The 11,415-nt window shown below is 69.3% G+C and carries 12 protein-coding genes and 1 pseudogene; 5 read left to right on the top strand and 8 right to left on the bottom strand.

The features are described from left to right. Window positions 1–73: 73 nt before the first annotated feature. A pseudogene (locus AB0P06_RS33355) lies at window positions 74–286 on the top strand (IS3 family transposase); the annotation flags it as partial. Between the two features lie 142 nt (window positions 287–428). On the opposite strand, the gene AB0P06_RS33350 reads toward AB0P06_RS33355, so the two are convergent. From AB0P06_RS33350 to AB0P06_RS33340, 3 genes are all read right to left on the bottom strand, one after another. Further along, window positions 429–1,499, bottom strand: a complete 1,071-nt coding sequence (locus AB0P06_RS33350) for an HNH endonuclease signature motif containing protein (RefSeq protein WP_363614092.1) — start codon at window positions 1,497–1,499, stop codon at window positions 429–431. A gap of 292 nt (window positions 1,500–1,791) precedes the next feature. Further along, the gene (locus AB0P06_RS33345; RefSeq protein WP_363614090.1) at window positions 1,792–2,487 is read right to left on the bottom strand and encodes an HNH endonuclease; all 696 of its coding nucleotides are present in this window, start codon (window positions 2,485–2,487) and stop codon (window positions 1,792–1,794) included. Window positions 2,488–2,531: 44 nt separating this feature from the next. Further along, window positions 2,532–3,890: an AAA family ATPase gene (locus AB0P06_RS33340; RefSeq protein WP_363614088.1), complete on the bottom strand. Its 1,359-nt coding sequence runs from the start codon at window positions 3,888–3,890 to the stop codon at window positions 2,532–2,534. Window positions 3,891–4,045: 155 nt separating this feature from the next. Between AB0P06_RS33340 and AB0P06_RS33335 the strand changes: the two genes are divergently transcribed. Further along, window positions 4,046–4,354 (top strand): hypothetical protein, encoded by a 309-nt coding sequence (locus AB0P06_RS33335; RefSeq protein ID WP_363614086.1) that lies wholly within the window; start codon window positions 4,046–4,048, stop codon window positions 4,352–4,354. A gap of 136 nt (window positions 4,355–4,490) precedes the next feature. Here AB0P06_RS33335 and AB0P06_RS33330 read toward each other — a convergent pair whose 3' ends face one another. The 3 genes from AB0P06_RS33330 to AB0P06_RS33320 all read right to left on the bottom strand — a co-directional run bounded on the left by AB0P06_RS33330 (window position 4,491) and on the right by AB0P06_RS33320 (window position 6,267). Next, window positions 4,491–5,069 (bottom strand): hypothetical protein, encoded by a 579-nt coding sequence (locus AB0P06_RS33330; RefSeq protein WP_363614084.1) that lies wholly within the window; start codon window positions 5,067–5,069, stop codon window positions 4,491–4,493. Window positions 5,070–5,643: 574 nt separating this feature from the next. After that, a complete protein-coding gene (locus AB0P06_RS33325; RefSeq protein ID WP_363614082.1) occupies window positions 5,644–5,991 on the bottom strand; it encodes a hypothetical protein in 348 nt (115 codons plus the stop codon). A 123-nt stretch (window positions 5,992–6,114) separates the two neighbouring features. Next, window positions 6,115–6,267: a hypothetical protein gene (locus AB0P06_RS33320; protein ID WP_363614080.1), complete on the bottom strand. Its 153-nt coding sequence runs from the start codon at window positions 6,265–6,267 to the stop codon at window positions 6,115–6,117. Window positions 6,268–6,573: 306 nt separating this feature from the next. Between AB0P06_RS33320 and AB0P06_RS33315 the strand changes: the two genes are divergently transcribed. Beyond that, entirely contained in the window at window positions 6,574–8,517 is a 1,944-nt protein-coding gene (locus AB0P06_RS33315; protein WP_363614078.1) for a hypothetical protein, read from the top strand. 343 nt (window positions 8,518–8,860) lie between these two features. On the opposite strand, the gene AB0P06_RS33310 is transcribed toward AB0P06_RS33315, so the two are convergent. After that, the gene (locus tag AB0P06_RS33310) at window positions 8,861–8,989 is read right to left on the bottom strand and encodes a hypothetical protein (protein WP_363614076.1); all 129 of its coding nucleotides are present in this window, start codon (window positions 8,987–8,989) and stop codon (window positions 8,861–8,863) included. Between the two features lie 41 nt (window positions 8,990–9,030). On the opposite strand from AB0P06_RS33310, the gene AB0P06_RS33305 reads away from it, so the two are divergent. Beyond that, a complete protein-coding gene (locus tag AB0P06_RS33305) occupies window positions 9,031–9,252 on the top strand; it encodes a DUF5988 family protein (RefSeq protein WP_363614074.1) in 222 nt (73 codons plus the stop codon). Between the two features lie 71 nt (window positions 9,253–9,323). On the opposite strand, the gene AB0P06_RS33300 is transcribed toward AB0P06_RS33305, so the two are convergent. Beyond that, the gene (locus AB0P06_RS33300) at window positions 9,324–9,758 is read right to left on the bottom strand and encodes a helix-turn-helix domain-containing protein (protein WP_363614072.1); all 435 of its coding nucleotides are present in this window, start codon (window positions 9,756–9,758) and stop codon (window positions 9,324–9,326) included. A 123-nt stretch (window positions 9,759–9,881) separates the two neighbouring features. Here AB0P06_RS33300 and AB0P06_RS33295 point away from each other — a divergent pair, with 123 nt between their 5' ends. Then, the gene (locus tag AB0P06_RS33295; RefSeq protein ID WP_363614070.1) at window positions 9,882–11,366 is read left to right on the top strand and encodes an MFS transporter; all 1,485 of its coding nucleotides are present in this window, start codon (window positions 9,882–9,884) and stop codon (window positions 11,364–11,366) included. The last annotated feature ends 49 nt before the right edge of the window (window positions 11,367–11,415 follow it).

The raw sequence follows: 11,415 nt of genomic DNA, 5'->3' as shown, positions 1-11,415 counted from the left end.
CCACACAGCACCGCAGAATTGACTTCACCTACATAAAGCCACTCCTCACGTTCAGGACACAAGCAACCACGAGCACCGGCACTCGGGCATCGGACCCCACACACCCGCCGGCGTCCACTTCGGCACCGCGGAGGAGATCCGCGACCAGCGGGCCGTCACCCTCACCGAGGCCTACCCACGGCACCCCGAACGCTTCGGCCGCCGCCCCAGACCACCCGAGATCCCGAAGGCGGCGTGGATCAACGACCCCGCCAAGCGCAGGGAACCCGCACCACAAACCTCATAGCCTCACGACCGTCTCACTGGACTTGAAATCTTCCGCCCCGGCGCTGTTCCGGACTGTCGCCGGGACGGTGCCATGGTCGCTCTCCCGCAGTGAGCCAGCGCAGACGCCCGTCTTTGGGAGAGGTCCGGCAGAGACAACGCGCTCACTCCGTGAGGAAAAGGTCGCCCTTGCGGAGGTTGCACATCCAATGGCTCAGCTGGACGTTGTCGCTGGTGTGATCGCCACCCGCAGTCACCGGCACCCGGTGGTCCAGGGTCGCGCACCACATGTCGGGCCATGACAAGGCCGGGTCAACTGCGGTGTGGCAGATCTGGCAGACCCAACCGTCTCGTTCGAAGATCGCCTGCGGGTCCAGACGCTCGATCTCGCCCTCCTGCCCGAACCTGCGCATGCGGCTGGCGTAGCTGCTGGCCGCTGCGCTGATGCGCTTGAGCCGCTGGGAGCGGGCTACGTACGCGGGGGTCCACAGCGTGGGGATGTCCTGGAAGCCGCAGACGTGGGCCGTCCAGGTGTACTCGTTGCCGTCCTGGTCGATGTCGCGGATGATCTCCTGGTACCAGCGCCAGGTCCGCCCGCGGGCTTCGAAGGGCGTGTATGTGTCGACCTTGTGCAGGCCGAGGTACTGGCCCAGGAGGAGCGACGTCGGGGTGCCGCTCTCATCGACCTCGTAGAAACAGGTCGAGCCTGTTTCCTCGTGCAGGGCGAACACCACGCGGTCGAGCCGCCAGTGGTCCGGTGCTCCTGCGGTGACCTGCCAGGGAATATTCTCCGGCAGCAGGACCGACAGCGGCAGGTAGACGGTGCGAGAACCGTGGCGCTCGACGAGATCGCCCGGCTTGGGCGAGTAGCCGAGAAACTCATACGGAAATGGCGAGTCCTGAGGCAGGGTCCGGAACACCTGGGGTCCACGCGACGGTTGGGGATCCGGGGCGTTCACGGTCGGTGGGCTGACCTCGCCCCGTTCGATCTGCCGGTTCAACCGACGATTGAGCGTGGCGTTGCACCGGGGCGAGCACACATGGCGGTCCCGCTGCTTCCAGTGAGCGGTCGGCGCTATGGCCTCCCCGCACAGCCTGCACGGCTCCCCTCCTTTGGCGCGGCTCTCGGTCTTCAGAACCTCGTCGCGCCACTGCCAGTACTCGCTGTCGTTCCCCACGCCGCCATGTCCTTCCGTCGACATACCGGCTCGACTGTAGACGAACCAGATCGGCATCGTCCGACTGCCCTCTCCCTCCGCAACCGGCCCAACCGTCGTCGCGTTGTCCGCCAGCGCCTCCAGTCACAGCGAGTAGCAGTGATCCGACGCCCCTTCAGCAAGAGGTGCATCCGGCGCCCGACGGCCGTGCCCTCGGGCCCACCGGCCAGTCCGGCCGTCGCGGGCGAATCCGGGTCAACCACCCACCAGCCACGGAGGTGATCTTTGCTCGGCGCGTCATGGTGAGCGCGCGCTCTGCCGGCACGCCAGGCGAATCGCGAACCCGGGATCACTCACGGAGAGCGTGGCGCTACCGGATGAGCAGGGCAGACCTGAGCCCGGGCTCGCGAAGGTGTGCGAGGAGCCGGGAGTCGTCCTCGAAGACGATCTCGGCGGCGGGATCGAGCGCCTGATGCAGCATCGCCTGCACGACATCGGCCATCGGTTGTTCGTTGACGACCCCGGCCCACTGGTCAGCTGCTTCGTGGTCGCCCTGGGCCGTGGCTGCGGCCCACTGGGCGACGCAGGCCTTCGTGACGTGGTAGGCGTTCACCCTGCCCTTTGCCAACAGGCCTCGGTTGAGGTCGAACACGTCGATGGTGGCCTGGCCCCTGGGCGTGAGCGGGTGGTACCTGCCGACTGCCAGGACCAGGCGCAGGTGCGGTGTCGGATCCTCGGCCGTGGGGTCGATCAGCAGTGGCTTCCCGCCTTCGTCGAGCGGGAAAGCGGCACCCTTCAGGTGGCTGTTGCACAGCGAGCAGGCGAGGAGGTGGTTGGTCCAGTCGAAGGCGCGGATCGGACGCCGGTCGATCGGCTCGAAGTGGTCGATGTCGGTGGCCTGGTTGTCTCCGCAGTACATGCACCGCTCCCGCCCGGCCGCCATGTCGGCGAGGAGATCCCGCAGCGGCGCGTGCACGTGGCGTCGCACCGTGGTGTTCTTCCAGAGCTGTCGCGCCTTGGTCTCGGGTTCCGGGGCCAGCACGATCTCGGATGTGCACTCGGCCATGCGGGAGCGCGGCGGTTCGGGCAGGGGAAGCCGCCGGATCCGGATCACACGACGTGCCCGGTCAGGGAGTACAACCGAGCCGCGACCTCGTCGACCCGGGCAGAGGGGGAACTGGTCAGTGTCCGCTTCAGCAGGCGGTACCGTTCCCGCTCGTCCTCGCCGGCCTCACCGGACACGATCTTCATCTCCAACGCGACCAGGAGCGCCCGGGCCTCGTCCGCACGCTGCGAGTACGGGGTGTCGAGACCGAAGAGCTCGGACAGCACCGCATCGTCGCCGCTGCCGAACACCACCCGGTCGTACAGGTCGGTCCCGACGACCTGGGGAGCCTCATCGACGTCGGGGCCAGGCAGGCGGATCAGCCCTGCGGGGTCGGCCGCCTGGCAGATGTAGGGGCTGTGGGTGGTAACCAGGAACTGGACCAGCGGGAAGTGCTGCTTGAGCCACCCACCGATGCGCTTCTGCCACGACACGTGCAGGTGCGCGTCGATCTCGTCGATGATCACGACACCGGGAACGGTCACGACGGGGTGGCCACTGTCGCGTTCGACGTGGATGGCGCCGTAGGTGTCGTGGAGTTGCTTGAGGATGTCAACGACGAGCGCGGCAACGGTGCGGTAACCGTCACTCATCTCCCGAAGGGCGAACGACCGGCCGTCGTGCGCCACCCACAGGCCGTCGGAGTCGACGTCCCCGATGGTGTACTCGTCGGGCAGCAACTCGTCGCCGAGGATCTCCAGGGCGGTGCGCTTCAGGTCAGCCGCCCCCTGGCGGTTTTCGAGGGATCGAAGGTGCTGCTCGATGAGCCAGCTGACACCCTCCGCCAACGAGGCGTCCTCGTGGAAGAGGCTGGTGAGCCGGGCCACGGCACCAGCCCCCGCCATACGCCGCTGGACCTCCCCCGATCCACCGACGAGACGACGGAACGGCCCGTACCCCGCACAGAACCAGCCGACGGGGTTGTCCGCCCACGGCCCGCGCTGAGCAGCGGTCGGCGCTTTCTTGTAGACCACCGGACTCAGAGCCGGCTGGGCATGCCGACCGGCCGCGGTAGCGGTGTCCGGCGCGGTCCACTTCAAGCCCGCCCAGAAGACGCCGACCGGAGGCCGCCCCGTGCTGAACCTGTCCTCGGCCGCATCAGGCTGGAGGCAGACCTCCGCGGACGCCTGCGAGCGCTCGTCGCTGATCCACGACTCGAAGCCGGACACCAGCCCCCGTGCCGCACTCGGACCGCTGACCGCCAGGGCGACGGCGCGCAGCAGGGTGGACTTGCCGGAGCCGTTGCGGCCGGCCAGCACCGTCCACCCGGCGTAGGAGCCGTCGGGCCGGGTGAGGTCGAGGTCCACCTCACGGGCGCCGCGGAACCCACGCACGTTCCGCACCCGCACGTTCTTGAGGTACATGCCCCGTCCTCCAGCCCGGTTCTCCACGGCGCGCCCCCGTCGTGGGCCGCCACGCCGACTCTATCCGCGCCCCGCCCCACGCCGGAGATGCACGTCCGCATGCCCTCCTCGCACGGACCAGCGGGCCAAACGGATCATCCCTAATCGGTCCTGTCGTGCCTCGCGCACCGCTCGGGTCCGTCGGCATCACGATCGATCTCCCCGGTGGCCGGAAGCTCGCCGTCGAGTACGACGGCTCCTACTGGCACGCGGACAAGAGCGATATCGACGTGGAGAAGTCCGGCGATCTCCTCGCGGGACGATACCTCGTCGCCCGGCTTCGCGAACACCGTCTGCCGGCACTGGCCATCGAGGATCCCGGCTACGCCGAGTTGACCGTCCACTCGACCGCCCCCGACCCGGACGACGTGATCGAGCGTGTGAAGCAGTGGGCGTCCGGCCACCGACCGCAGGACGGGCAGTAGCGGCAAGAGACGGCAGGGCTGGGTGCAGGCTGCGGCAGTGTCGCGAAGCGGCCGGGCGCCACCGCCACAAGGACTCGACCAGGTCGGGGAAGTACGAGGTCACGTGGTCCCTCGGGAGACGTTCGTGCCTTCGTGGTCACGCCTGAGCAGATCCGGGCGAAGCGATGGGGTCGTGCATGCGTCCGGGCAGTTCGCTCCAGTCGTGGAGTGCGCCGTGGATCAGGTTCTCGAACTGGGCTCTGCCCTCATTGACGAGGAGGTCCTTCAGGCAGGCGCAGTCCTGCATCGGGCCGCCGCCGGTGAAGCAGACGAGGATGCCGGCGGCTTGGAGGCCGCGTGCCGCGGCGGCGACCTCGTACCCGAACGGCAGGGGTACCCGGCCGGCCAGTTCCCGGGCGAAGACCTGCTCGATCCGGGGTCGGCCCAGGGCCGCCCACAGTCGGCCGATGACGGCACCGACCATGCCGTGCAACGACTTCCTGCCGTCTAGCAGCGCCCGGGCAAGCGTTGCAAGGGCCTCGCAGCCCCTCCCCCGCTGCTGTTCGAGGAGGGCGTTCCAAGTCGACTCGCTCGCGTACCGCAGCGCCTGGGAGACGATCACGTCGTTGCCGCCGCCGGAAACGAGTTCGACGCAGACCTGCGCCGCGCCGTCCGACTCCGCCCGGCTCACCACCCGCGGTGCGGGCCGCTGCGGACGGCGTTGGACCGGGATCACGGGGGTTCTCGGCGCGGGGGTGGGAGCGGGTCGCGTGCTTCGGGAGGGGCGGTTCACCGTGGCGGCGGGACGGCGGGTCCTCGTGCCGGTGGGATGGGGCTGGGAGGAGTTCGTGGCTCGTCGCGGCGACGGGTCGAGGGGGCGTCTGCCGCCCGGGAGGCCCTGGTGCTGGTGGCATCGCAGGCCCTGCTGCCGCACCCGGTTCCTGCAGAGCCTTCCGTCCTTCTTCATGGCACGGCACCTGTTGACCATTCACAGAGAGTGACCGGTCGAACACCTTCGAGCAAGGCGTCAAAGGTCCCACCGGATCGATCGAGTCATCCCCGGCGGACCCTGCGGCCAGTGCGATCGGGACGTGGTTGCACGATGTGGCTGCCCACGGGTCTTCGGGTGCCGAACGAGACTGCCCTGAACTGTTCGGCCATCCGTTCGCAAGGCGCTGCTGTGCGGGAAGCCGACAAGGCGAGGTGTCGGGCCCGGGAGCTGCCTCCGGCGGTCCTTCTCCGACCGAAGCAGCGGTGGAACCGGGGCACCTCGCGCCTCGGCCCCACCGTTCTACGTGGAAGTGAATCGTTCAACGACGGAAGTCGCGGTGCGGGTCGCGGGTCTTCACGTTCCCGAACGGTTCGAACCAGACCGCCACGCGCAGGTCGCCCATGCCGATCTGCCGGTTGGTCTCGCCGTCCGGGTCCTCGATGCCGTCGAACCGGGCGCTGTAGAGCATCAGTACGTCGGTGTCCTGGAAGAACATGTCCGTGCAGGCGCCGAAGTCGTAGTCGTCGCGGTGGACCGGCAGCGCGGCGTGGACGGCGTCCTCCTTGTCGTCGAGTTCGTCCTGCAGGTCGCGGGCGTCGTCGAGGGCGAAGTGGAGGGCGAGGTTGAAGAGTGATCCTGCGGCGGCCGGCCAGGTTCCGGCGCGCACGTGGGCCACCGCCTGCCGGAGGGAGGCCGCCGGCGCATCAGGGAGTCGTCCGCACAGGTCCTCGACATGTTCCTCCAACGGGGCGTCGGAGCCCGAACGCAGAGCGCGGAGCAGTTCGGCGGCTCATTGGGCGAGTTCGGGCTCGCGGCAGGTGAGGACGGCCTGGAGCGAGTCCGGTCCGTCCTGGTGGCCGACGAGAGCCAGAACGCGGCTCTTGCTGGCTGTGTGCTCGCAGAAGAAGTCGCGGAGCGCAGCGGTGAGATGGTGCTGGGGCATGCGGAGGACTCCGGAGGAAGGGGCGCGGGCAGGTGGTGCCGCACAGGCGTGGAGTTCCGCTGGTGGACGCGCTGCTGACGCGTCCCCGGACGGTGGTGAAGGCGATCGACCGTGGCTGGTTCCGCCGATGCTGTCGGCGGCCCGGACCTGGGTCCGCCATCACCGTACCCGACGGCAGCACCCGTGTCCGCTTCGAAAGCCGGATCGGTCCCGTCTGTTGAACCGTAGACCGGCCTGTTGACCTGGTTGTCCGATCCATGGAGCAGGATGGGCCTGACCATTCGTGTCTGGGGAGGAACGTACGGCATGACCACCAACAGCTCACGGCTGCCTGTGGAGTTCCTGGTCGCTGTTGCAGCCGGCGCCGACGCCGGGTCGGCTGCGGCCCGGATGGCTGCCGAGCAGGCCCGCGCATTGGCAGATGACCGGCAGTACGCGCGTCTCCTCGAAGCACTGCTCACGAGACCTTTTCGGGACGAGGCGCCTGACTGGCTCTTGGAAGCGGCGGTGACGAGCGGCCTGCGGAAGGCGGAGTCAGAGCCCGAGTACCTGGTCGGGACGGCGATCGAGCTGGTGGCTCTCGCGCTTGCCCATCCCGAGTGCGGGGATGCCCTTCGAGACAGTGCACTCCAACGTTGCACGGCCAGCCAGCTCGGTTCTCTCGGTACCGCCGGCCGGTCGCCGGTTCTGTACAAGGCCGTCGCCTCCGAGCTGCGCAGGCGGGTACCTCAGCGTCCGTTCATCACACCAGCCCTCCTCAAGGAACCGACACCCGCCCAGCTGGTCCTGCGGACAGAACACCTTCACGACGACGTGTTCGACACCGCGGTCTCGCTGCTGCCCGATGCGCCCGACTACAGCGATCACGACAACGAGAACTCCGACGCCTGGTGGGAGCGGACCAAGCAGGCGTTCGCCGCCTGGGAGACCATGTGGTCGGGGGTCCTCAAGCGCCACCCCGACCGGCACTCCCAGCTCGTCGTCCGCACCGAAGGAACCGACGCGCACCGCGTCATCATGGACCAGCTGCTCGGCAGCCTGCCGTGGATGGTCGAGCCCAGCCTGCTCAAGCGGATCGCCTTCGAGGATCTGGACCGCTTCGCTCGGGCCAGGTTGGTGGCCCGGGTGTGCCGCGTCCTCCAGGAAGGCTCCTCACCGGAGGAAGCCCGGAAGCACTTCGCTGCCGAACTCGCCACCCTCGGCGAGGAGGGCCGCGAACACATCGAGCATTACCTTGAGGACGGCGGTCGCCGGGCCAGGTGGGGCATGGGCGGCGCCGTCTCGTGGGCTTCCCACGCCGCAGAGGGGCGGTGGCGCCTGGTACTCAACCCCGCCGAGGCCAAGCCCTCGTACGGCAATCCCTACACCTGGCTCACGCCCGCGGATGAACTCACCGAACTGGGACGGCACTTCGCCGATGTGGCGGTACAGGCGCTCCAGACCTGGCAACCGAACGGCTCCCTCGGCATCAGCCAGGCAGCCGACCTCCGCTGGGTCCATGCCATGCTGCTCCACCTGCCCGACGTGACACCTGCCGTCAAGAAGACGGTCCAGTCGATGATCCGCGATGCCCGGCGCGGCCAGACCCGTCCCAGGTCCTACGACTACACGGCCCAGGAGGACCACCGGCAGTTCACCGAACTGATCGCTGCAATCAGCCGGATCGTCACCGATCCGCTCCCCCAGACATCCGCCACACGACGCGCGGCCCTCGGCGATCCCGCACAGGTGACGCCCCGCGCCCTCTCCGCCGTCGCCGCGAACGTCCTCGACGAGTACCTGGACCGGCATGCCGGCGACGACGAACTCGTCGAGAAGGCACTGCTGTCGTTCGCGCACAGTGGCTACGGGTACGACCGCTCCTTCCCCGATGTCCTCGCACGCCACACAAACCCGCGGCAGGCAGTCCACACGCTGACTCACGGACTACGGAGCAGGCTCGGCGGGAATCCCGCCAACCGCGAAGCCTGGGCCCGGCACGTTCTCGCTCTGCCCGACTGCCCCGACGAAACCGTCCTCGCAATGCCGGCCTGGACCGCACTCAAAGCGAAGGGAAGCCACTACGACACCATCCACCCCACCGTGGTCGCCCTGGTCGTCGGCATACTCGGCGACGACGACCACGTTTGGCAACGGCTTGCCGACAGCCCGATCAGCTCCTCCGGCCCGAACGCCTGGCTCCGCCTCGGCGACATCCTCACGGCCGCAGCAGAGGGAACGGCATGGCCGAAGCCGCCCACCGCCCGGTGACAGATCCAGGCGGCCCCGAGGCAGGCTGGCCTTACGGCAGTACCGAGCCGGTCCGAGTACGCAGGTCAAGCACTACCCGGCCATACACCGCCGTGCCTCGTCGTCCCATCGTCCTCGAGGTCGGCAGTCCTGAACTCGGAGACCTGGGCGGCCGCGTGCAGCACAGCAGGCCGTCCTGCTGAGCTGCGAGGACGCCTCCCCTGTCCAGGTCGCCGCCGCCGACCGGTCGCGGGCCGGGCGGCGCGCCGAGAGCGGGCGGCGATGTGTACGAGGTCGATGGGTGGACGGGTATCCAAAGGCTTGATCAGGTGCAGGGTGCGTGCGCTCCGCGATCGTGGCATGTCTACCAGCGCCCGCTGAAGGATTCGGCGGTGGACGCGTTCGAGCCCGAGATCCGCGAGCTGCTCAAGGCGACCCCGACGATGCCGGCCACGGTCATCGCCGAGCGGATCGGCTGGGAACGCGGGATCACGATCCTCAAGGAACGGGTGCGCGAGCTGCGGCCCGCGCGCCATGGCGCTCGACACCGAACCGAACACGATTCTGGAGGGCGGGCCCGCGAACGGCCTGCCGGAGCACGAGCGGGTCCGGTTCCTGGACGCGGAGCAGCACGTCCTCAAGCTGCCGCGCGGGAACCGGTACGAGCACTTCCGACGCTCACACCGGACGGTGCGTCACGAGGCCTCCGAGTCGCGTGTGTTCGAGTGGACGGGGTCCACCCGCCCGGCCGAGTAGCCCGGAGGGCGAAGGGGCGGGCGAGCGACCAGGACAGTCGAAGGCGCGAGCGGACTGGCGGAGGCCGGGCCTCAGAGGTCCCCGGCGCCCACCGCTGCCTGCTCCCGGTCGTAGGAGTCGCGCGAGCGGGCGATGGCGTCGCGGTGGCGCTCCGCCCAGGCGGTGAGGCCCTTGAGGGAGGCGTAGAGCTCGTCGGCCATCTCGGTGCCGCGGTACTCCACCTTGGGCGGCACGGTCGCGTAGACGGTGCGCTCGATCAGTCCGTCGCGTTCGAGGTTCCGCAGCGTCAGAGTGAGCATACGGCGGCTGATTCCGGGTACGGACCGTTCGAGTTCGGTGAAGCGGACCGGGCCGTGGCTGAGGTTGAGCAGGATCCCGATCGCCCACTTGCCGCTGATCCGGTTGAGCGCCTCCAGGACGGTGCACGCCTCGCGGGCGGGGGCCGGGTCGTCGACGCCGCCGGCCTCCTCGATGTCCTCGATCACATCGCTGTTCCCCAGGAACATGAAAGTGCCTCCTTACGGTGGACTTGATGGTCACACATGATGGTCGCTGTAACAAGAAGTGCCCTCAGGGAGCGCGGGCGCCACCGGGCGCCCCTCCCGGGCCGTTCCCGAAGGACTCCTCCGATGACCACGCAAGCCCCGCCGTCCCTCCAGCCTTCCAGGTCACGCTGGTTGGCGCTGGGGGTCCTCTGCACCGGCAACCTGATGATCATCCTCGACGGTTCGATCGTGACCGTCGCCCTCCCGACCATCCAGACCGACCTCGGCTTCACCCAGTCCGGCCTGGCCTGGGTGGTCAACGCCTACCTCATCGCGTTCGCCGGGCTGCTGCTGCTCTCCGGCCGGCTGGGCGACCTGCTGGGCGGCAAGCGCGTCTTCAGCGCGGGCCTGGGCCTGTTCACGGTGGCCTCGCTGGCCTGCGGCCTGTCCTCCTCCTCGACGACGCTGGTGGCGTTCCGGTTCATCCAGGGGGTCGGCGGGGCGCTCGCCTCGGCCGTCGTCCTGGGCATGATCATCACCCTGTTCCCCGACGCCGGCGAGCGCGCCAAGGCACTGGCGGCGTACGCGTTCGTCTCCGCGGCCGGCGCCTCGCTGGGCCTGATCCTGGGCGGCGTGCTGACGCAGAGCTTCAGCTGGCCGTGGGTGTTCTACGTCAACGTGCCGATCGGCCTGGTGGCGCTCGTGCTGACGCAGAGCGTGGTGCCCGGCGGGAAGGGACTGGGGCTGCGCGAGGGCGCCGACCTGGTCGGTTCGGTGCTCGCCACCGGCGGTCTGATGCTGCTGGTCTACACGATCGTCAAGGCCGAGGAGTACACCTGGGGCGACGGCCGCACGCTGGGCCTGCTGGCCGGCTCGCTGGTGCTGCTGACCGGCTTCGTGGTCCGCCAGGCGTACGCGGCCAAGCCTCTGCTGCCGCTGCACATCTTCCGCTCCCGGGCGGTCTCCGGCGCCAACGGCATCATGGTCCTGATGGTCGCCGGCCTGTTCGGCTACCAGTTCTGCACCGCGCTGTACTTCCAGAACGTCCTGGGCTACGACGCGCTGAAGACCGGGCTCGCCTTCCTGCCCGCGCCGGTCACCATCGCGATCGTCTCGCTGGGCTTCGCGGTCAAGCTGAACCGGAAGTTCGGGCCCCGCCGGGTGCTGGTCGTCGGCCTGCTGCTGGTGGCCGCGGCGCTCGCGCTGCTGGCCCGGGTGCCGAGCGACGGAAGCTTCCTCGCCGACATCGTGCCGCCGTTCGTGCTGCTCGGCCTCGGCTTCGGCGCGGCCATGCCGGCGCTGATCGGCCAGGCCATGTCGGTCACCTCGCCCAACGACGCCGGCATCGCCTCCGGCCTGGTGAACACCACCCAGCAGGTCGGCGCCTCGATCGGCACCGCCGTGCTCGCCACGGTGGCCGCCTCCCGCACCGCGACACTGCTCGGCAAGGGCGACAGCAAGGTGGCGGCGCTCACCGGCGGCTTCCACCTCTCCTACGGGCTCAGCGCCGTGTTCGTGGCGGTCGGCGTCCTGGTGGCCGCCTTCGTCCTACGCAGCCCCGCGGACGGTGCCGAGAGCGCCCCCGGACCGGACCTCAAGTCTGCGGATTCCCCCGTGCCGCACATTTGACGGTCCCCGTGCGGCCGTTCCGGAAGGCCCCCCGGAACGGCCGCACCAC

This window comes from Kitasatospora sp. NPDC088351 (assembly GCF_040685575.1).
Lineage (GTDB): Bacteria > Actinomycetota > Actinomycetes > Streptomycetales > Streptomycetaceae > Kitasatospora.
The sequence above is the reverse complement of the archived record's forward strand: the minus strand, read 5'-3'. Positions and strand labels throughout refer to the sequence as shown.

Bases quoted from the DNA above. Each gene is read 5' to 3' on its own strand.
- AB0P06_RS33340 (WP_363614088.1), bottom strand. From the start codon at position 3,890: ATGTACCTCAAGAACGTGCGGGTGCGGAACGTGCGTGGGTTCCGCGGC.
- AB0P06_RS33350 (WP_363614092.1), bottom strand. From the start codon at position 1,499: ATGCCGATCTGGTTCGTCTACAGTCGAGCCGGTATGTCGACGGAAGGA.
- AB0P06_RS33300 (WP_363614072.1), bottom strand. From the start codon at position 9,758: ATGTTCCTGGGGAACAGCGATGTGATCGAGGACATCGAGGAGGCCGGC.
- AB0P06_RS33295 (WP_363614070.1), top strand. From the start codon at position 9,882: ATGACCACGCAAGCCCCGCCGTCCCTCCAGCCTTCCAGGTCACGCTGG.
- AB0P06_RS33320 (WP_363614080.1), bottom strand. From the start codon at position 6,267: ATGCCCCAGCACCATCTCACCGCTGCGCTCCGCGACTTCTTCTGCGAG.
- AB0P06_RS33305 (WP_363614074.1), top strand. From the start codon at position 9,031: ATGGCGCTCGACACCGAACCGAACACGATTCTGGAGGGCGGGCCCGCG.
- AB0P06_RS33315 (WP_363614078.1), top strand. From the start codon at position 6,574: ATGACCACCAACAGCTCACGGCTGCCTGTGGAGTTCCTGGTCGCTGTT.
- AB0P06_RS33345 (WP_363614090.1), bottom strand. From the start codon at position 2,487: ATGGCCGAGTGCACATCCGAGATCGTGCTGGCCCCGGAACCCGAGACC.